Raw genomic sequence first — 18,721 nt, forward strand, 5'->3', positions numbered from 1 at the left:
CGAGCGGATCATGAAGCTGTCGTAGGTATATTCGGCAACCTGCCACCACAGATATTCGTCGGAGCGGTAGGCCTGCATCGCGTCGATCGACTTCTTGAAGTCGGGGTTCTTGGCCGAGATCTCGCCCCAGAGCTCGTTGGTCGCCTTGAGGCAGGCTTCCAGCACCTCGTTGGTGAAGGGACGAAGCTGGGTGCCGCCGGCAACCAGGCGCTTCAGGGCCGCCGGGTTCTGCATGTCGTAGCGCGCGGCCATCCAGGTGTTGGCATTGGTCATCGCGTTGGTGAGGATCGCCTGGTAGTTCTTCGGCAGCGCATTCCACTTCTCCAGGTTGGCGAAGGCGTGAACGGTCGGACCGCCTTCCCAGAAGCCCGGATAATAGTAGTACTTGGCGACCTTGGCGAAGCCGAGCTTCTCGTCATCGTAGGGGCCGACCCACTCGGCGGCGTCGATGGTGCCCTTCTCCAGCGCCGGATAGATGTCGCCGCCGGCGAGCTGCTGCGGCACCACGCCGACCTTCTGAAGCACCTGACCGGCAATGCCGCCGATGCGCATCTTGAGGCCGGAGAGGTCGGCGACGGTCTTGATCTCCTTGCGGAACCAGCCGCCCATCTGGGTGCCGGTGTTGCCGCAGGGGAAGCCGATCACGTTCGACTTCTTGAAGAACTCGTTGGCGAGCTCGTTGCCGCCGCCCTGGAACAGCCACGAATTCTGCTGGCGCGCGTTGAGGCCGAACGGCACCGAGGCGTAGATCGCGAAGGTCGGGTCCTTGCCGACATAGTAGTACGAGACGGTGTGGCACATCTCGACGGTGCCGTTGGAGGTCGCATCGAGCGCCTGCAGAGCCGGAACGATCTCGCCGCCGGCGAACACCTGGATCTGGAATTTGTTGTCGGTCATCTCGGCGACGTACTTCGCCACCTGCTCGGCGCCGCCATAGATGGTGTCCAGCGACTTCGGGAAGCTCGAAGTCAGGCGCCACTTGATCTCGGGCGAGGACTGCGCGATCGCCGGCGAGGCCACCGCGGTCGCCGCCGCGCCTGCCGCCGACACTTTCAGAAAATCACGACGCTTCATCTTCAGGTCTCTCCTTGCTGGGGCGTTTCCCCTTGACTTCTCTTCTTGCCGCCGCTCATTCCGGCGACGCGTTAGGCCGCGTCGAACCGAAGGGGCTTGACTGCCGTGGGCCTTTACCACGGAAGCCCCGCTGGCGGAACGCGACAATGGCATGACGGGGCTCTACGAAAGTCGCATGTCCCCAAAAAGTACGAAAAGGCGCGCCGCAGGCGCGCGATTCAGGCCGGCGCGATGACGCCCTTGAGCTGGTCCCGGACCTGCCCTGCAATGGCGCGGTAGATCGCCGCATGGGGACCGTCCGGCTCGCTGTCGACGACGGGATTGCCGGCATCCGAGCTGGCCCGAATCGCCATGTGCAGCGGTATCTCGCCGAGGAAGGGGACCTTGAGCTTCTCGGCCTCGTGCCGCGCCCCGCCATGGCCGAAAATGTCCGACCGCGTGCCGCAATGCGGGCACTGGAAGTAGCTCATGTTCTCGACGATGCCGAGCACGGGCACGTTGACCTTCTTGAACATGGCAAGCCCCCGCCGCGCGTCGATCAGGGACAGGTCCTGCGGGGTCGAGACGATCACCGCGCCCTTCAGCGGCACGTTCTGCGCCAGCGTGAGCTGGGCATCTCCGGTGCCCGGCGGCATGTCGACGACCAGCACGTCGAGCTTGCCCCATTCGACGTCGCGCAGCATCTGAGTCACCGCCGACATCACCATGGGGCCGCGCCAGATCATCGCGGTCTCTTCCTCGACCAGGAAGCCGATCGACATGATGGCGAGGCCGAAGCGCCGAAGCGGAATCATTTTTCGCTCGCCGTTCAGCTCCGGCTTGTCGTGCAGGCCGGTCAGCCGCGGCACCGAAGGTCCGTAAATGTCGGCATCGAGCAGCCCGACCTTGAGACCGAGGTCGCGCAGGCCCAGCGCCAGGTTCAGCGCGGTGGTCGATTTGCCGACGCCGCCCTTGCCGGAGGCGACCGCGATCACCGCAGCGACGCCGGGGATTTCCGACTGCCGCGCCATCGGCGATTGGGCGCCACCCTGTGGCGGCGGCTTGTGGGCGTGGACCGGCTGCACGCCCGGCGTGCCACGACTTGGCTGCGGGGGTGGCGGCGGGGCGGAGCCCGGCTTGCGCTCGGCGGTCAGCGCCACCATGACGGTGGTGACGCCGGGAATGGTGCGCACGGCGGCCTCGGCCTCGGCCCGGACGGATTCCCAGGCCCTGGCCTCGGCAGCATCGACATTGATCGAGAAGAACACCTTGCCGTCCGACGCGCTGATCGCGCTCAGCACATTGGCATTGGTGAGCGCGACCCCGCGGGGCGACTTGATCCTGGCGAGGCTGTCGAGAACCTGTTGCTGCGTCACGCTCAAAGCGCATCTCCTCAAAGTTCAGGATGCCCCATTAGAGCGGAAACGCCCAAAAGGCTACTGCCTGCCGATATCGCCCGCATTCTCGGCGGGCGCCGCCCCCTGCTCCGTGGCGGCCTCGTAATTCAGCTCGATCATGACCCCGTTGGGATCGTTGACGAAGATCTGCCAGAGCTCGCCGCCGGGCACCTGGCGGGAGTCGAACGTCATGCCCTTGGATGCCAGCCGCTGCTTCATGCCGTCAAAGCCGCGGCTGACGAAGGCGACATGATGGACGACGCCGGAATCCGGCTTCTGCGGCTCTGCGGTCGCGGAAATATCGACGAGATGCACCACCGCCTTGCCTTCGCTGTACATCCAGGCGCCGGGAAAGGCGAAATTCGGCCGGGGGCCTTTTTCCAGGCCCAGCACATCCTCGTAGAAACGGACGGTCTCGCCCAGATTCCGGGTCCGGATGTTGAAATGATCGAGGACGCCAACGCTCACACCGCCCAAGCCCGATGCCATGCTCTCGCTCCCTTTTTTTGAAGTCCTTAGGTCCCGTATCCTAGCACAGGGGGCCGCCAAACGAAGCCGTTGCCCTCCGCCCTTAACGGTTTATGGTGCCCCTCCGGTCCGCCCTTGCAGCGGAACTTCGGGGACGCCGCCCGGCGCCCTCGCCCGGCTACAACCGTAAAAACTCAAAACTACGGACAAGGTACCACACATGGCTAAAGTCGCTTTCCTCGGTCTCGGCGTGATGGGCTTCCCCATGGCCGGACACCTCGTGAAAAAAGGGGGCCATGAGGTCACCGTCTACAACCGCACCGCGGCCAAGGCGAAGGAATGGGCGGACAAGTTTGGCGGCAAGACGGCGGCGACCCCGAAGGCGGCCGCCGAGGGGCAGGATTTCGTGATGTGCTGCGTCGGCAACGACAACGACCTGCGCGCGGTCACGATCGGCGCCGACGGCGCCTTTGCCGGCATGAAGAAGGGGGCGACCTTCGTCGACCACACCACCGCCTCCGCCGAGGTCGCCCGTGAGCTGGACGCCGCCGCCACCAAGGCGGGCTTCAAATTCGTCGATGCGCCGGTCTCCGGCGGCCAGGCCGGCGCCGAGAACGGTGTGCTGACGGTGATGTGCGGCGGTGCGCAGGATGCGTATTCCGGCGCCGAGCCGATCATCACGGGCGCCTATGCGCGGATGTGCAAGCTGCTCGGACCCGCCGGAAGCGGCCAGCTGACCAAGATGGTCAACCAGATCTGCATCGCCGGTCTGGTGCAGGGCCTCTCCGAGGGGATCCACTTCGCCAAGAAGAGCGGCCTCGACGTCGCCGCTGTGATCGAGACCATCTCGAAGGGGGCCGCGCAGTCCTGGCAGATGGAGAACCGCTACAAGACCATGAACGAGGACAAGTACGATTTCGGCTTTGCGGTCGAATGGATGCGCAAGGACCTCTCGATCGCGATCGCCGAAGCCCGCCGCAATGGCGCCAACCTTCCCGTCACCGCGCTGGTCGACCAGTTCTATTCCGAGGTCGAGAAGATGGGCGGCAAGCGCTGGGATACGTCGAGCCTGCTCGCCCGCCTGCAGCGGTGAGGAATGCATCGACGGCCGCAGCCGGGCAGCTGCGGCCCTCGCGGGGTCTCGACGCGGCGCCCGCCGCGACGGGCCCAGCATTGAGCCGAAGAACGAATTCCGGGGGGAATTGACTTGCTGAGCGTGATCGCCGCCGTTTTCATCGTTGCGTATGCTGCCATCGCGCTCGAACATCCCCTCGGCGTCAACAAGAGCGCTTCGGCGCTCCTGGGAGCGGGCCTGCTCTGGACCATCTATGCGATGTCCATTGGCGATGCCTCGCTCGTCAACCACCAGCTCGACGAATCCGTCGCCTCGACCGCGCAGATCGTCTTCTTCCTGATCGGCGCCATGACGATCGTCGAGGTGATCGACGCCCACAACGGCTTCGAAGTCATCACCTCGGTCATCCGCACCACGAAGCAGACCACGCTGATGTGGATCATCGGCTTCGTGACGTTCTTCCTGAGCGCGATCCTCGACAATCTGACGACCACCATCGTGATGATCTCGCTGATCCAGAAGCTGATCGGCAACAAGAGCGATCGCCTGCTGTTCGCCTCCATCATCGTGATCGCTGCAAACGCCGGCGGCGCCTGGACCGTGATCGGCGACGTCACGACCACGATGCTCTGGATCGGGGGGCAGATCTCTCCCGTCAGCATCATGAAGTCGGTGTTCCTGCCGTCGCTGGTCAACCTGCTGATCCCGCTGCTCGTCATCGGCTATTCGCTCAGGGGAAAAGAGATCGTCCCTCCGCTGCAAGGGGGAGAGCAGGCCCTCCGGGTCGAGGCGTTCGAGCGCAATCTGATGTTCTATCTCGGCCTCGGCACCCTGGTTGCGGTTCCAGTTTTCAAGGCCGTGACGCACCTTGCACCCTTCATGGGTATCCTTTTCGGGCTGGGCATCCTCTGGCTGGTCGGCGAGGTCGTTCACCGCCACAAGGACGAGGACGCGCGCCGTCCCCTCACCCTCGTCCATGCGCTGACGCGCATCGACATGAGCTCCATCGTGTTCTTCGTCGGCATCCTCATGGCGGTGGCATGCCTGGAGCACGCCCGCGTCCTCGAGCTGCTCGCGAAATGGCTCGACGCCACGGTCGGTCGCCTCGACATCATCGTGATCCTGCTCGGCCTCCTGAGCGCCATCATCGACAACGTGCCGCTCGTCGCTGCCACCATGGGCATGTACAATCTGGTGCAATATCCGCCAGATAGCTTCATCTGGGAATTCATCGCCTATTGCGCCGGCACCGGCGGCTCGATCCTGATCATCGGCTCGGCCGCGGGCGTTGCCGCCATGGGCCTCGAGAAGATCGAGTTCTTCTGGTACGCCCGCCGCATCGCGGGCCCCGCGCTGATGGGATATCTGGCGGGAGCGGTGGTCTACATCGTGCAGCACGCGGCGCTGCACTGAACGGCGCGGGCCGGATCCGAATTAACGCCGGGTTAACGTAATTCTTTAGCTCCTTAAGTCACCTCTTAAGGATTTCTTGCCAGAGATAGACAATGCAGAAGGCCCGCGTCCGGCGTGGGCAGGAATCGTTGTTGCTTGATGAGTAACCCCGCTGAAAAGCCTGAGGTAGTGCAGCTTCCGGCCGAGCCGGTGAGCGCTCCATCGGCGAGCAGCCGAAGGGCTGCGGCGCAGCGGGTGCGCGAGGCGCGGGACAAGTTAACGTCGACCAGTGGAACCCGTCCGGCCTTCGACGCCGAGATGCTGCGCCAATATGCCCAGACCCGGCTGTCGGCTTCCTATGTCGTGATGCTGCTGGTGGTCGCGACCGGCGTGCTGTTCGGCCTGTGGATGCAGCCGATCCCGGCCGCCGCCTGGACCGTCGGCATGCTCTGCATCCACGCCGCGATGATCCGCAGCTGCCGGCGCTTCCTGACCGAGCCCGCCTCGCCCGCGGCAACGCGGGCATGGCGGACGCGCTTCGTCGTGCTCGACCTGCTCTACGGCCTGTGCTGGATGGCGATCCTGATCCATCCCGTGCTCGACATGGTCACGGAAACGCTGATGATGTTCCTGATGCTGCTGGTGATCGCAGTGTCGAGCATGCTCGCCGCGAACCTGCCGATCGCCGCCCTCGCCGCCACCGCGCCGGTCGCGGTTGCGATGGCGCTGAGCTTCGCGATGACCGGCTCGCTGGACAACTATATCCTGGCTGCGCTCGCGATTGCTGCAGAAGGCTATTTCGTGCTGCTGGCGCATCGCCTGCATTCCTCGACCTTCGCAACGCTCGAGGCGCGGGCCGAGAAGGACGCGCTGATCGGCGAGCTCGAACAGGCCAAGGCGATCTCCGACGAAGCGCGTCACCGCGCCGAGTCCGCCAATGTCGCCAAGTCGCGCTTCCTTGCGCAGATGAGCCACGAGCTGCGTACTCCGCTGAACGCCATCCTCGGCTTCTCCGAGGTGATGAAGAGTGAGATCTTCGGCGCGCATGCGGTGCCGGTCTACAAGGAGTACTCGGCGGACATTCATAATTCCGGCGTCCACCTGCTCAACCTCATCAACGAGATCCTCGACCTCTCGCGGATCGAGGCCGGCCGTTACGAGCTCAACGAGGAAGCCGTGTCGCTGGTCGGCATCGTCGCCGACTGCCATCATCTGATGAAGCTGCGTGCCTCGAGCCGCGGCATCACCATCCACGAAGTCTTCGAGCAGGCCATGCCGCGGCTCTGGGCCGACGAGCGCGCGATCCGCCAGGTCGTGCTCAACCTGATTTCCAACTCGATCAAGTTCACCCCGCAGGGCGGCGAGATCTGGCTCAAGGCGGGTTGGACCGCGTCGGGTGGACAATATCTCTCGGTGAAGGATTCCGGCTCCGGAATCCCTGAGGACGAGATCCCGGTCGTGCTCGCTTCGTTTGGCCAGGGCTCCAACTCGATCAAATCGGCCGAACAGGGCGCCGGCCTCGGCCTGCCGATCGCCAAGAATCTGATCGACCTGCATGGCGGCACGTTCACGCTGAAATCGAAGCTGCGCATCGGCACCGAAGTGATCGTCACGTTCCCGCCGGAACGCGTGATGAGCGCGCTGGCGCCGCTATCGGATGATTCCCCGCCGCTCCAACCGGAGAATTCCGTGCTGCCCGAGGAGAAGCGCCGGGCGCGCCACAAGCCGATCATGAGCGCCGGCACAGGCTCCTAACCAGATGCTTGCAGACATGCCCGACAATCCCCCACTATGTCCGAATGAGCAAAGAAACGCCGTGCGTCGCCGTCTGCATGATCGATCCCAAAACCAAGCTTTGCTTCGGCTGCGGCCGGACCTTGCCCGAGATCGCGCGCTGGCACGCCATGGAAAGTACGGAACGGCTCGCGGTCATGGCCCTGTTGCCGGCACGCATGACGGACGCTGGACTTGTGCCGATCGCGGCATCGCCGAAACGCAGCTGACCGGCCTGCGCGCCTGCGGAGGCGCGCGATGATCCGCTTCCTGCTCGTTCTCGCCATCCTCGCCGGCACGGCAGGCGCGGTCGTCGCCTATGGCGATCCCGACCAGATCGCGCGCGCCAGCCACAAGGTCTCGCACATTTTCCGCGCGCAGACGGCGACGCCTGCCCCCGCCGTGCAGATCCCTCGCGGCCAGGGCGGCGAATTTGCGCTAAAGGCGAAAATCAACGGTGTCGCAGCGCCGATGGTGATCGATACCGGCGCGACGTCGGTGGTGCTGACCTGGGAAACTGCAAAAGCCATCGGGCTGCCGCTCGAAATGCTCGAATACGACGTCGACCTCGAAACCGCGGGAGGCCATACCAAGGCGGCCCGTCTCACCCTCGACCGTCTCTCCGTCGGTCATCTCGTCGAGAAATCGGTACCGGCCCTCGTCGTCCAGCGCGGGCAGATGAAGACCAATCTGCTCGGCATGAGCTTCCTCGACCGCCTGGAGAGCTGGGGCGTGCGCGCCGACAAGCTGATGCTGACCGGCTATCCCGAGCTTCAGAGTAGCCACCGCCGCTCGCGCACCGCGATCGACTAGAGCATCCGCACAGAGATTTTGACCCTTTGAATCCAGCCGAAAATGTCTGCTGAATAGACATTTTGGACGCCGGTCAAAACCATCGCGACGAGGAACTAGCCCCTCCACCGCATCGCGCCAGGTTGCCGCCCAGATGCCATGATTGATCCATCTCCAAAACTAGCGAAGCTGAGAGCGCCGTACCCCGACGACATCAAGCGCATAGAGGAGGACGAGAAGCGCATCGTGGACCTTCTGCGCATGCATGAGTTTTCGCAGCAGCCTGTCGTAGGCGTTACAGAGCTTTCGCAGTCCTTAGTCTGTGATTATTGCCCTGCAAGCAATTATCATTAGCCCCATAATTTATGACGGCCCCCCCGAGCAGAAGGCCGCTGACAAAGCGGCGAAGCAACGCGAGAAGCTAGGCCGCGGCCTCCTCCGCAGCAGCGCGCGCTCCGATGCGCGCGATCGCATCGCGCAGCACCTCGAGGCCGGCGCCCGCCTTCACCCCCTGCTCGGCCAGATGGCGGCGGAAGGCCCGCGCGCCGGGCACGGCATGAAATGCACCGACGAAATGCCGCGTGATCGCATGCAGCCGCGTGCCACGCGCAAGCTGCTGCTCGATGTAGGGCATCATCGCCTCGAGCGCGTCCTGCATGGTCGCGTGCGGAGCCACCTCGCCGAAGATGTCGGAATCGACGGAGAGCAGCCGCCACGGCTCCTGATAGGCGGCACGGCCGAGCATGACGCCGTCGACATGTTCGAGATGCGCCTTGGCCTCGTCGATTCCGGGAATGCCGCCATTGATGATGACGGCCACATCAGGCATCGCGCGCTTGAGGCGATAGACGCGATCATAGTCGAGCGGCGGGATGTCGCGGTTCTCCTTCGGCGACAATCCGTTGAGCCACGCCTTGCGGGCATGCACGATCAGGGCGTCACAACCGGAGGCGACCACCGCGCGCGCAAGCGCATCAAGCGCGACTTCCGGATCCTGATCGTCGATGCCTATGCGGCATTTCACCGTGACGGGCACGGCGACTGCGCGCTTCATCGCCTCGACGCAGCGCGCCACGAGCTCCGGCTCCGCCATGAGGCAGGCACCAAAGCGGCCGTCCTTCACGCGGTCGGACGGACAACCGACATTGAGGTTGATCTCGTCATAGCCGAAAGCCTCGCCGATCCGCGCAGCCTGCGCGAGCTCGTGCGGATCCGAGCCTCCAAGCTGAAGCGCCACCGGATGCTCGATCGCATCGAACCCAAGCAGCCGCTCCCGGTCGCCATGGATCACGGCGCCAGTGGTCAGCATCTCGGTATAGAGCAACGCCCGTCGCGTCAGGTGACGATGGAACACCCGGCAGTGCCGGTCGGTCCAGTCCATCATGGGGGCTACACTAAATCTAGAAGGACTATGTTTAGATAAATTTCCCTTATATAACAACTACATATCTCCAGCGCACCATCAAATCAGCAGCTTGATCACCTACTATATGTAGACTATCCTTGACCGACTTTGACTATTTTTCTCGGTTTGGTACGACAATGTCGTACTCAAAAAGGAATGTCGTACCGATGGGGACCATAGTTGCTCGCCGCCGTAAAGATGGCACCACTGGCTACACGGCCCAAGTCCTTAAGAAAAGGGGCGGCAAAGTCGTGCTGCGGGAGGCGCAGACGTTTGACCGCAGGGCGGCGGCTGATTCTTGGATCAAGAAGCGCGAGACGGAACTGGCCGTTCCTGGGGCAATCGAGCGAGCTGGGTCCAAACGGGTCACGCTCGCGCAGGCGATCGATCGCTATACGGACGAAAGCCTGAAGAAGATCGGCCGCACCAAAGCGCAAGTTCTCAAGTCCATCAAGGAATACGACATCGCAAACATGGATTGCGAGAAGGTCGGGAGCGACGACATCGTAGCGTTTGCGAAAGAGCTGGGAGCTGATGGGAGCCGCACCCCAGCAACGGTTGCAAATTATCTCAGCCACCTTGGCGCCGTCTTCGCCGTCGCCGCCCCTGCATGGAAGTACCCTCTAAGCCCGCAGGCCATGGCGGACGCCTTCACGGTCACGGGTCGTTTGGGGCTTACTGGGAAATCCAAACAGCGCAACCGTAGGCCGTCCTTGGACGAACTCGACTTGATCATGGCGCACTTCGGAGATCGGACGCGACGGCGGCGGGAGTCCTCGCCAATGGACCGCATCACCGCGTTTGCCATCTTCTCGACGCGACGGCAGGAAGAAATCACTCGAATGGAGTGGGCCGATTTCGACGAGTCGCATTCGCGGGTACTCGTTCGCGACATGAAGCATCCAGGCCAGAAGATCGGCAACGATACATGGTGCGATCTGCCGGCGCCCGCACTTGCCATCGTAAGGGCGATGCCTCGCGTCGATGATCGGATCTTCCCCTACTCAACTGACGCGATCGGTGCTGCGTTCACGCGGGCTTGCCTGTTTCTCGGGATCAACACCGAAGATATGCCCGACGAAGAACGACTTCACTTCCACGACCTACGCCACGACGGCATCTCGCGCCTCTTTGAAACTGGACTCAACATCCCGCATGTCGCGGCCGTCTCAGGGCATCGATCGTGGACGAGCCTCAAGCGGTACACACACCTCCGGCAGACCGGCGACAAATACGCTGGTTGGAAGTGGCTTCCAGTTGTCTCATTGCCAATGAGCGCCTGACCATGTCCCCCCTCCCCGATCTGGTCGCTTCGGAAATCACGGACCTGACTACGTTCTTCATATCGACGGGCAACGTCGCAGCGGCGTGGCGGGCTTACAGCCTTGCACGTCAGCACTCGCGCGCCGTGCCAGATGTAATCCAGGCAGAGATCGATCGTTTCGCAGCAGGCCTCGCGGATGTTGCCGCACAAGCCATGCGGGCCGGAGTTGACGCGGCTCATCCCATCATATTCCGCGCCGAAGAACTTGGCGCAATCTGGCGAGGCGACGGAAAGGCCGATCCGATCGGTGCACTCCAACGAGATTGGCGGAATCTTTCCATCGGCGCAGCGGTTGCCCGCCAAATCGAAAACGGAAAAAAGGTCGGCGCCGCGATAGAAGGTGTCGCGGAGTCGTTGCCGCACCTCAACAGCGAGACGGTACGGAAGGCTTGGCAGAAGTTTCAGCGCAACGGATAGCGACGGATCATCCGCCGATTTTGGGGTAAGGTCGGTCGGCCTTCCTTTTACCTCGCAATCGAGTGGTAGTTCCCGGTACCTCTTGAGCCCCCATCAAGTCTCAAGAGGTGTAGAATGCGGCAACTGATCAAATCCGTAACGGTGCGGGAACGGCTGGACATGCCGAAGGCCACTTTCGAGCGGCACGTCAAGCAACGAACCCAGGGCATGCCGGCGCCTCTCTATATCGGCCGCGCGCGCTACTTCGATGCGGCAGAGATCGAGGCGTGGCTGACGAGCCTGTCCGTGGCCGGTTCTAACGATCGCGCGCCCGAGCGCTCGGCGTGAACGCGATCTTCGGCTTAGCCTAACCAGACCAGCCGGAAACACCGACAAGCATTCGATCAACCGAACCCGCTGGCGTTGTCGCCCGCGCATGGCCCTATGCCCTTGAGCAGGAGGATTTTCGGCGAGGGATACCGAACCGACCCCTCAGCAAGTGACAAAGTCTGCCAGATTCCAACCACCCGAAACAATCCGAGGCAAGTCATGACCAATGACGACTTTCTTTTCACTGAGGCCGAGTTCGCCGACTTCGTCGGCAAGTCGGCATCGTGGGCGCGACTTCTGCGGCGGCAGCAACGCGCGCCCAGCTACATCAAAGTTGGCCGAACGCCGATGTACCCCCGCGAGGCCATCGCAGAATGGATGCATGCCAATAGCGTTAGGCCGGGTGGAAAGCCCTCCGCATAGCCAAAGGAAAACCCGCCGTTGGCGCGGCGGGCTGGAAGGACGTCGATATGAAGGACCATGACAAGACCAACAATAGCGCATTCGAGGCGTGGCAATGGGGGCGGTCCAATCCCCGTCACCTCAAGCCGAGCGCTGACTATTTCGCTGAGAATCCCGACGCGAGCGTTAGGATCGTTGCGCGTCACAGCCCCAAGCACGGCTGGACGAATCTGATCTTCTACCCGCGCGACGGCCTCTGTTACGAACTGCTCGATGTGGAGATGGTTCGCCTCGTCGGCGGGCCGTTCAAGGAAGGAACGCCCCGTAAGCGCTTGATGGCCGTGTATGAGTGGATGCGCACGACCGATCGTCACGCATCTCGGGTCTGCGCTCATGGCTGAATCTCCCTTCGCGCAGACCGCTCCGTCCCTTATCGCGCTCGGCTATTCGCCGTTGCCGATCGTGCCGCCTGATGTCCCGAAACTCGGCGCGGGCAAGGCCCCCGCTCTGTCCGGATGGCAGAAGTACTGCAATGAAGCGCCGACGTCCTTTTTTGTCGCCGGGTATTCTCGCGCCCCGGCAATGGGCGTCGGGGTCGCCACCGGATTCGGCGGCTTAGTTGCTGTCGATATCGACGGTTACGACGCGATCATTGATCCGATCCTCTCGGTGCTGCCGCCGGCCGTCGTCGTCAAGATCGGCCGGAAAGGCCTCACCGCGTTCTATCGTTCTATCGTGCCGATGAAGTCCCGGCCTTACAACGATGCCAACGGAATCCGCCTGCTCGATTTCCTGAGTGGTGGTCGTCAGACTGTAATTCCGCCTTCGATTCATCCGGACACTGGCCACCCTTATTATTGGTGGTCTGACGCGACGTTAGAAGACACCCCGCTTGCAGCGCTTCCGGTGCTCACCCATGAGCACCGCGCCGCGATGGAAGAAATCCTTCGCTCATTCGGCTGGACCCTTCTGGAACGCCGGCAGTCATGCGGCGGGGCCGTCGAACAGTCCGTTGCATCTCCCGGCGGCTCTGACGCGGCGTCCCTCTTCCGCGCGGTGAATGACGCTGCGCTGGCGAACCTTGCCGCCTGGGTGCCCGCACTCGAATTGAAGCGCTGGTTTCGCGCCGGAAGCAGCTTCAAGGCCGTCGCCGAGTGGCGGCCGTCTAGCACCGGGCGAGCGCTCCATTTGCGCAAGCCGAACCTGTCGTTCAAATCGGACGGTATCGTAGACTTTGGCGATGGCCCCAAGGGCTATACCCCGATCGATGTCGTCGTGGAGGCGCGCGGCGTGACCAACGCCGAAGCTCTGCTTTGGCTCGCCCCGCTTGTCGGTGTGCCGCTCGAAGACCCCGAAGAAGCTGCATTGGCGAGCCGGGTCATTACCGCCGCTATGAAAAAGAAAGCCTGACGGATGGCCAAAATCGCGTTCTTTCCCGCGCCCCAGCCCAGCCCGATCAACACCGTATCGCTGCGGGCCATCGGAGCGACCTCGCCGGAACCGCCGCAATGGCTGGTGAAAGGCATTCTCCCCCGTACCGGAGTTGCGCTGCTCTCCGGACAATATGCGGCGGGCAAGACCTTCGTTGGCGTTGACCTGTGTTTGTCTCTGGTGTTCGACCGAGAGTTTCTCGGCCGCCGCGTGCGCCCGGGCGGGGTTCTCTGGATTGCCGCTGAGGGCGGCGGCGAGATTGACTCGCGGGTCGAGGCGGCCCGCGCTGGGAAATTTCAGGACGGCCACGCCGGCGAGATTCCGTTCTTTGTCGCCGAGCCCCCGGCCGGGCTGTCGCAGCACAACATCATCATTTGGCTTGAACATGCCGTTGCAGAGGCTTCGTGGGAGGCTGCCGGAAAATTCGGCGCAGATCTCCGTTTGGTTGTGATCGACACCCTTGCGGCGTGTTTCAACATCGCCGACGAAAACGACAACGCTGAAGCCGCGCGCCTGATGAAAGAATTAGCCCGAGTTGGCAACGCCAGCGACGTGCTGGTCATGCCGATTGCCCACCACGGGAAGAACGCCGAGACGGGCGTTCGCGGCGCTTCGGCATACGGTGCTGGAGCGGACGCTATCCTTTCCGTGCTTGGAGTCACTGATCCCTTGTCTGGCAAGACCTCTAAACGATCTTTGGCACTGACTAAGTCTCGGCGCGGCGGCACCGGTTCGCTGGGATCATTTGAAGTGCGGAACCATGTGCTCGGTCTCGACGAAGACGGCGACCCGATGACCGCCGGTTATATCGAGTTCTTGGAAAGTGCCGGAGAAGCCGCCTCGCAGGTAGTGGTGGCCAAGGTGAAGAGTAAGATTCCGCGCGACTTCAGCGAGGCGTTCAATGAGGCGCTGGCAGCCCGCGGGCAGGATTATAGAATCCCTGAAGGTCCGACCGTTACGGCGGTGAATGTCACCGAGGTGCGAAACCTCTTTTTGCGTCGATACATCACCGGCAACCCGGAAACCAAGCCCTCGGCAAAATACAAGGCCTTTGCCCGGGCGATTGAGGCCGCAAAGAACGAGAGCATGATTGCGGGCACCTCCCTTTCCTCAAACGTCGAGTTAATTTGGGCACTGCGGGATTGAGTGGACAAAGTGGACAGGTTGGACATTTGTCCACTTTGTCCAACGGTCCAACGTCTACCCCCACACCACCCCCAAAGGGGTGTGGGGAGTGGACAAAGTAGACAAGTGGACAAGACCCTTAGGGAGAATGTCCACTCTGTCCACTTTCGTTGAGGTCTTTGTTAGAGGTGTTGCAGGCCGCAAACGCTCGCCGTGCTTCAGGGAAGCGCGACGATCAATGAGCATTGGGACTTCCTCGGGACGGTGTCTGGCGTCGTCCAGGCGCGCTTCCAGCAGCATTTCTATCGGGCGGTGGTCAATGCAGCGACGCGATAGAGGGTCCATGAGGCCGTTGCAATGTCAGCTACAGGTGGCATACCGGACGTGGGGGATCGCTTGCCCAGACAGCCGCTTGTGACCCGAAGCCGACCACCAGCATCTAGCCAAGAGGCGGGTGCATTCTATGCCATTTTGCACGCGCGGTTTCTTCTGATCCGCCGCGTCGTACTTCATCTTCTCTGAAATGTTCCCAATACCGGCGGGTACAATATGTCCCGCACAGCAAAAGGAAGACGAAAAGCAGAACAAGCGGAAGAATGACGCTTTTCGCGAACTCGGTTGGATCAAAAATCTTCAGAAAGAAAATCAGGACGAGACATACAACTCCAGCAACCGCAAAGCCTCGCACTCGAAATCGCCAAACTCGGACTTCGTCTGAAACAGTCATCCTGTTCCTTCAGGATACATACGCTCTCGCGGTTTAACCGGCTCTGCGGCTTTCGTCTTCGAATGGCGGACGACTGAGATGTCTCGTGAGACGCCCCTCATTACCCCATCCGTATCGCTTAGCGAACGGAATGTATACAAGGCAGGCAAAGCCTAAGGTTACCAGTACCACGACGAGGCTGAGGCCGAGGAACATGTACGCGCTTGACGTGCCCACGACGACGAGGCCGAGCAAAAGTGTGGAACGAGTGCTGAAAGGCGACATGCCCGCTAAAGTAGCACGACGACCCTCTCAGTTGGCAGCTCTCTGCCGATTAGGGTTTGCAGATCATTAAGTCAGCTTCTTGCCCTTCGCTTCCGTTAGGGCGTTGCGGCGAGATGTCCGGGATCGGGGGTAAAGCGGAAGCTCCCCACCGCTGGTCAAATCGGCGCTGTTGACCCATTGCTGACGTTTGCCGCACTTGTTTTAGCGATCTGGCTAATCGTCCCTTAGCAAGTGTCCATCATCTTGTCCGGGTTGAGCAGGGCACGAACTCAATTGAACGGGATCGATCTCCTCACATCCATTGCAGCCATAATCAATGATTGTGCAACCACATATCGTCCATGTGATCCTGTCGATCACGACCCTCGTCCTGGGGTTCGTCATAACCGGTCTATGGGGGCCAAACTTAGAGTGGCTCACGCGCGATGATATTGAGGCCGCTGACGCCGCTTACATCTTCAAGCTGGTGGGCATCGGCCTGATTGTATTCTTCTTCATCGCGATCAGCTTCGGGCTCCTCCCAGACCCAGCGCACTTCGGCTTGTGACTAGGGCGCAAAGGATTGTGGCCATGTACTTCCTCACTGCCTGTCTGATTGTGGTCGTCTTAAGCGCCGCAGTGGCGTACCGTCGAGCTGGATCGCTACCACGAAACCTTCAGGGGCGGCTCGACCGTCAGCAGCGGCTTGCGGCGATGTGGCCCGCTATGTGTGCAGCAATTTGTACACTGGGACTGCTCGGACTTCGTCATTTTCTAGGCTGGCACAAATCCGGGCCCTTCGAAACGGACTATCTTCTCATGCTTATCCTGCTTATGACCTCCTTCTTTGGTGGCTCGTTTCTTGGCATCATTGGTTGGATTGATTGACCGACGACAAGCTGGCAGTCTGAAGTTGTCCGGTTTTGGCCCTTCGCTTCCGTTAGGGCGTTGCGGCGAGATGTCCGGGATCGGGAGTAGAGCGGAAGCTCCCCACCGCTGGTCAAATCGGCGCTGTTGACCCATTGCTGACGTTTGCCGCGCTTGTTTAGCGATCCGGCTAATCGTCCATTAGCAAATGTCCGTCATCCTGCCCGGAACCAAACAAGGTCATGAGCCTCAAATTGACCGGGATTGATCTCCTCACAGTCATTGCAGCCACGTGGGTCGGCACGTTTGTTGTCCTCCTGCTCCCCGGCCGCTGGATTGGGCGTTGGATCGCCAATACTGGCGCGAACACCTTGTTTGGCGTTTTGTACTGCACTGCGTTTTCGAAACTCTTGATCGTTATTCTGGCGGTGGTGGCCGTGTTCGCTCGGTTGCCGTTCCTGCCGCACGTCAATACGGATGACAGCTTCGCGCTTGCATTTATGGCGACGCTATTCTTTGTGCCCGCGTTCGTCGCTCAGTTCATAGGCTTTCGTCATGCAAGGGCAGAGAAATCTACAAGCGTGGCTGCGAACTAAGCGCTGAAGTTCTAGCCGCAAAGCATCCTCATCCTCGACGTCCGCTTATGACCCATTTCCCAGACACTTTAGAGGATCGGGCCTGGGTGTCTTCATGCTGAATAAGACCAAGGTTGTCCTCCACATCATTTGGGCAGTTTTTGCGATCACTTTTGCCACAACTCTTGGGGCGAGCGTTGGATGGGAGAACCACGGAATAATCGGAGCTATTGCCGTCGGGTTCATTGGCTTTTGTGTTGGAGGCCTCATTGCTCTGTCGCCAATGTTCTTGCTTGAAATGCTTCATTAGCGCCTTCAGCCTGCCCTATGGTTCGTTGATTGAAAACCATTTTGAATAGGTTCTGTCTTGACCGTGAAGCGACGGCTTGGTCCCACGACCGTGTCGGCTTTTGGCCCGCAGCCGACTGTGAGGGCAGCGCAGAGCACGTCTGCTCTGCCCCCGAAGTCAGACGTCAACCTGTTCTGCTATCGCGAGTGCGTCGTCGACCTCGATGCCTAGGTATCGAACAGTGCTTTCGATCTTGGTATGCCCCAGCAGGAGCTGTACGGCTCGCAGGTTGCCGGTTCGGCGATAGATCAAGGTTGCCTTGGTCCGGCGAAGGGAATGCGTCCCGAATAGGTGCGGGTCCAGTCCAATGTCAGCGATCCAATGAGATAGGAGCCGGGCGTACTGGCGGGTCGTCATATGTGCAGTCCGCTGACGGCCGGTGAACAGATATTCTCCCGACTTCTTGCCAGTAACTCGCAGGTAATCATCGATTGCCTGCCGGGCCGATTCCGTCAGTTCAAATTTCACTGGCCGGCCGGTCTTCTTTTGCCGGACGGTCGCGCGGTCGGCCGAATATCCGCCCGGCGCAAGGTCATCAACTTTCAAGGCTACGACGTCGCAGCCGCGCAGCTTGCTATCGATGGCGACGTTGAACATTGCCAGATCGCGGGTTCGGCCTTCGACCTGGAGCTTGGTTCGGATTGACCAGACGTGCTTCGGACGGAGCGGCGGCTTTGCGCCGACTATCTTTCCCTTATTCCAAGGAACGTGCTTCGAGAGGGCGGGGATAGTGTTTGGGGTACCGGTCATGTTGACCTCCTCAGCTAGTGAGGCGGGTCATTTTCAGCTTGGGAGCCCTTCCAATCCGGCGTCCGCTTCGAGACGATTGGAAACGTATTTGTGTCCAATTCGAGCGATGACGATTTGTGTTCCAAAGCGGCCACAGACCGCGAACAAGGCTCTGCTCCGCCAAGTAACCTTCTCACCCAAGGTCCGCTTGCGGTGGATTGATAGCAAATCCGCAGGCATGCAACTTTGCTACGGCTGCCTATCGTTTGATGCATACGTTTGGCTGAGCTATCGCTCCATTACTCGTTAACAGCGAATCACCTAGAGATTGTGCATGCCCATCGTGGAGTTGCAATGGCACATTCTGAGCGTCAAATCATCCAACAGAACTCGGAGCCGGGCGATAAAGATCATCTTGCAGCGATGCGCCTTGGGGAACTTCATGCCGCTGCGATCGAACATTTGCGCAGTGGACAACTACTGAAGGCGCAGTCTCGCGTCAAAGAAGCGTTCAAGCTGGATCCGGAGAGCGCTGAAAGCCTGCACCTCATGGCCGTTGTAGACGTTGCCGCCGGCCGCTCAGACAGAGCGATAGATTCGGCCTCCCGTGCGATCCGGAAAGATCCCCAACCTGCCTACTTGGCCACGCTGGGCAACGCACTTGCGAGTGCTGGCCGCCTGGACGAGGCTTTGAGAGTCTTTGACAAGGCTATTCAGCTCAAGCCGGGCGATGCCGAGCTTTGGCGGCAGATGGGAGACGCGCTGATCCAGGCTCGAAGAAACAGCGAAGCTCTACTTTGCTTTCGTCGCGCGTTCGAACTTGATCCGGGGCATGCTGACGCTGCGTATAAGGCAGGCCACCTTCTGC

The 18,721-nt window shown here is 61.3% G+C and carries 21 protein-coding genes; 16 read left to right on the plus strand and 5 right to left on the minus strand.

Annotation, left to right across the window (positions count from 1 at the left end):
• The 3 genes from UNPF46_RS33220 to UNPF46_RS33230 form a co-directional block, all read right to left on the minus strand.
• Positions 1-1,074 (minus strand): TRAP transporter substrate-binding protein (locus UNPF46_RS33220; RefSeq protein ID WP_142252887.1); only part of this gene is annotated, 1,074 nt, incomplete at its 3' end.
• 218 nt (positions 1,075-1,292) lie between these two features.
• Positions 1,293-2,435: an Mrp/NBP35 family ATP-binding protein gene (locus tag UNPF46_RS33225; RefSeq protein ID WP_100179936.1), complete on the minus strand. Its 1,143-nt coding sequence runs from the start codon at positions 2,433-2,435 to the stop codon at positions 1,293-1,295.
• A gap of 54 nt (positions 2,436-2,489) precedes the next feature.
• Positions 2,490-2,939: a VOC family protein gene (locus tag UNPF46_RS33230; protein ID WP_245448464.1), complete on the minus strand. Its 450-nt coding sequence runs from the start codon at positions 2,937-2,939 to the stop codon at positions 2,490-2,492.
• A 199-nt stretch (positions 2,940-3,138) separates the two neighbouring features.
• On the opposite strand from UNPF46_RS33230, the gene UNPF46_RS33235 reads away from it, so the two are divergent.
• The 5 genes from UNPF46_RS33235 (at position 3,139) to UNPF46_RS33255 (ending at position 7,971) form a co-directional block, all read left to right on the plus strand.
• A complete protein-coding gene (locus tag UNPF46_RS33235) occupies positions 3,139-4,011 on the plus strand; it encodes an NAD(P)-dependent oxidoreductase (protein ID WP_100179934.1) in 873 nt (290 codons plus the stop codon).
• Positions 4,012-4,125: 114 nt separating this feature from the next.
• Positions 4,126-5,406 (plus strand): sodium:proton antiporter NhaD, encoded by a 1,281-nt coding sequence (nhaD, locus tag UNPF46_RS33240; protein ID WP_142252888.1) that lies wholly within the window; start codon positions 4,126-4,128, stop codon positions 5,404-5,406.
• Positions 5,407-5,544: 138 nt separating this feature from the next.
• Positions 5,545-7,140: a sensor histidine kinase gene (locus UNPF46_RS33245; RefSeq protein WP_142252889.1), complete on the plus strand. Its 1,596-nt coding sequence runs from the start codon at positions 5,545-5,547 to the stop codon at positions 7,138-7,140.
• Positions 7,141-7,184: 44 nt separating this feature from the next.
• Positions 7,185-7,388, plus strand: a complete 204-nt coding sequence (locus UNPF46_RS33250) for a DUF1289 domain-containing protein (RefSeq protein ID WP_142252890.1) — start codon at positions 7,185-7,187, stop codon at positions 7,386-7,388.
• A 28-nt stretch (positions 7,389-7,416) separates the two neighbouring features.
• A complete protein-coding gene (locus UNPF46_RS33255; RefSeq protein ID WP_100179930.1) occupies positions 7,417-7,971 on the plus strand; it encodes a TIGR02281 family clan AA aspartic protease in 555 nt (184 codons plus the stop codon).
• A 400-nt stretch (positions 7,972-8,371) separates the two neighbouring features.
• Here the strand turns inward: UNPF46_RS33255 and dusA are convergent, their stop codons facing one another.
• Entirely contained in the window at positions 8,372-9,391 is a 1,020-nt protein-coding gene (gene dusA / locus UNPF46_RS33260; RefSeq protein WP_283811684.1) for a tRNA dihydrouridine(20/20a) synthase DusA, read from the minus strand.
• A gap of 131 nt (positions 9,392-9,522) precedes the next feature.
• Between dusA and UNPF46_RS33265 the strand changes: the two genes are divergently transcribed.
• The 10 genes from UNPF46_RS33265 to UNPF46_RS33310 all read left to right on the plus strand — a co-directional run bounded on the left by UNPF46_RS33265 (position 9,523) and on the right by UNPF46_RS33310 (position 16,796).
• Complete coding sequence (locus UNPF46_RS33265; protein ID WP_142252904.1) at positions 9,523-10,638, plus strand: tyrosine-type recombinase/integrase; 1,116 nt, start codon at positions 9,523-9,525, stop codon at positions 10,636-10,638.
• A gap of 2 nt (positions 10,639-10,640) precedes the next feature.
• Entirely contained in the window at positions 10,641-11,096 is a 456-nt protein-coding gene (locus tag UNPF46_RS33270; RefSeq protein WP_142252892.1) for a hypothetical protein, read from the plus strand.
• A 114-nt stretch (positions 11,097-11,210) separates the two neighbouring features.
• Complete coding sequence (locus tag UNPF46_RS33275; protein WP_142252893.1) at positions 11,211-11,423, plus strand: hypothetical protein; 213 nt, start codon at positions 11,211-11,213, stop codon at positions 11,421-11,423.
• Positions 11,424-11,624: 201 nt separating this feature from the next.
• Entirely contained in the window at positions 11,625-11,828 is a 204-nt protein-coding gene (locus UNPF46_RS33280) for a helix-turn-helix domain-containing protein (protein ID WP_142252894.1), read from the plus strand.
• A 47-nt stretch (positions 11,829-11,875) separates the two neighbouring features.
• The gene (locus tag UNPF46_RS33285) at positions 11,876-12,208 is read left to right on the plus strand and encodes a hypothetical protein (RefSeq protein ID WP_142252895.1); all 333 of its coding nucleotides are present in this window, start codon (positions 11,876-11,878) and stop codon (positions 12,206-12,208) included.
• Positions 12,201-13,217: a bifunctional DNA primase/polymerase gene (locus tag UNPF46_RS33290; protein WP_181770232.1), complete on the plus strand. Its 1,017-nt coding sequence runs from the start codon at positions 12,201-12,203 to the stop codon at positions 13,215-13,217. Before UNPF46_RS33285 ends, UNPF46_RS33290 begins: the two co-directional genes overlap by 8 nt.
• A 3-nt stretch (positions 13,218-13,220) precedes the next feature.
• Positions 13,221-14,384: an AAA family ATPase gene (locus tag UNPF46_RS33295; protein ID WP_142252897.1), complete on the plus strand. Its 1,164-nt coding sequence runs from the start codon at positions 13,221-13,223 to the stop codon at positions 14,382-14,384.
• A gap of 1,286 nt (positions 14,385-15,670) precedes the next feature.
• On the plus strand, positions 15,671-15,901 hold the full coding sequence (locus UNPF46_RS33300) for a hypothetical protein (protein WP_142252898.1): 231 nt from the start codon (positions 15,671-15,673) through the stop codon (positions 15,899-15,901).
• Positions 15,902-15,924: 23 nt separating this feature from the next.
• Complete coding sequence (locus UNPF46_RS33305; RefSeq protein ID WP_142252899.1) at positions 15,925-16,221, plus strand: hypothetical protein; 297 nt, start codon at positions 15,925-15,927, stop codon at positions 16,219-16,221.
• Between the two features lie 221 nt (positions 16,222-16,442).
• Entirely contained in the window at positions 16,443-16,796 is a 354-nt protein-coding gene (locus tag UNPF46_RS33310; RefSeq protein ID WP_142252900.1) for a hypothetical protein, read from the plus strand.
• Positions 16,797-17,241: 445 nt separating this feature from the next.
• Here the strand turns inward: UNPF46_RS33310 and UNPF46_RS33320 are convergent, their stop codons facing one another.
• A complete protein-coding gene (locus UNPF46_RS33320) occupies positions 17,242-17,874 on the minus strand; it encodes a tyrosine-type recombinase/integrase (protein WP_142252902.1) in 633 nt (210 codons plus the stop codon).
• Between the two features lie 333 nt (positions 17,875-18,207).
• Between UNPF46_RS33320 and UNPF46_RS33325 the strand changes: the two genes are divergently transcribed.
• The coding region (locus UNPF46_RS33325; RefSeq protein WP_142252903.1) for a tetratricopeptide repeat protein at positions 18,208-18,721 on the plus strand (514 nt) is incomplete at its 3' end.

Origin of the sequence: Bradyrhizobium sp. UNPF46 (assembly GCF_006658625.1) — a bacterium.
GTDB lineage: Bacteria > Pseudomonadota > Alphaproteobacteria > Rhizobiales > Xanthobacteraceae > Bradyrhizobium > Bradyrhizobium nitroreducens.

Excerpts from the sequence above, each read along its gene's own strand:
- UNPF46_RS33275 (WP_142252893.1), top strand. The coding sequence starts at position 11,211 with ATGCGGCAACTGATCAAATCCGTAACGGTGCGGGAACGGCTGGACATG.
- UNPF46_RS33250 (WP_142252890.1), top strand. The coding sequence starts at position 7,185 with ATGAGCAAAGAAACGCCGTGCGTCGCCGTCTGCATGATCGATCCCAAA.
- UNPF46_RS33280 (WP_142252894.1), top strand. The coding sequence starts at position 11,625 with ATGACCAATGACGACTTTCTTTTCACTGAGGCCGAGTTCGCCGACTTC.
- UNPF46_RS33270 (WP_142252892.1), top strand. The coding sequence starts at position 10,641 with ATGTCCCCCCTCCCCGATCTGGTCGCTTCGGAAATCACGGACCTGACT.
- UNPF46_RS33285 (WP_142252895.1), top strand. The coding sequence starts at position 11,876 with ATGAAGGACCATGACAAGACCAACAATAGCGCATTCGAGGCGTGGCAA.
- UNPF46_RS33235 (WP_100179934.1), top strand. The coding sequence starts at position 3,139 with ATGGCTAAAGTCGCTTTCCTCGGTCTCGGCGTGATGGGCTTCCCCATG.
- UNPF46_RS33305 (WP_142252899.1), top strand. The coding sequence starts at position 15,925 with ATGTACTTCCTCACTGCCTGTCTGATTGTGGTCGTCTTAAGCGCCGCA.
- UNPF46_RS33320 (WP_142252902.1), bottom strand. The coding sequence starts at position 17,874 with ATGACCGGTACCCCAAACACTATCCCCGCCCTCTCGAAGCACGTTCCT.
- UNPF46_RS33295 (WP_142252897.1), top strand. The coding sequence starts at position 13,221 with ATGGCCAAAATCGCGTTCTTTCCCGCGCCCCAGCCCAGCCCGATCAAC.
- UNPF46_RS33255 (WP_100179930.1), top strand. The coding sequence starts at position 7,417 with ATGATCCGCTTCCTGCTCGTTCTCGCCATCCTCGCCGGCACGGCAGGC.
- UNPF46_RS33265 (WP_142252904.1), top strand. The coding sequence starts at position 9,523 with ATGGGGACCATAGTTGCTCGCCGCCGTAAAGATGGCACCACTGGCTAC.
- UNPF46_RS33245 (WP_142252889.1), top strand. The coding sequence starts at position 5,545 with ATGAGTAACCCCGCTGAAAAGCCTGAGGTAGTGCAGCTTCCGGCCGAG.
- UNPF46_RS33230 (WP_245448464.1), bottom strand. The coding sequence starts at position 2,939 with ATGGCATCGGGCTTGGGCGGTGTGAGCGTTGGCGTCCTCGATCATTTC.
- UNPF46_RS33310 (WP_142252900.1), top strand. The coding sequence starts at position 16,443 with ATGAGCCTCAAATTGACCGGGATTGATCTCCTCACAGTCATTGCAGCC.
- UNPF46_RS33290 (WP_181770232.1), top strand. The coding sequence starts at position 12,201 with ATGGCTGAATCTCCCTTCGCGCAGACCGCTCCGTCCCTTATCGCGCTC.
- UNPF46_RS33300 (WP_142252898.1), top strand. The coding sequence starts at position 15,671 with ATGATTGTGCAACCACATATCGTCCATGTGATCCTGTCGATCACGACC.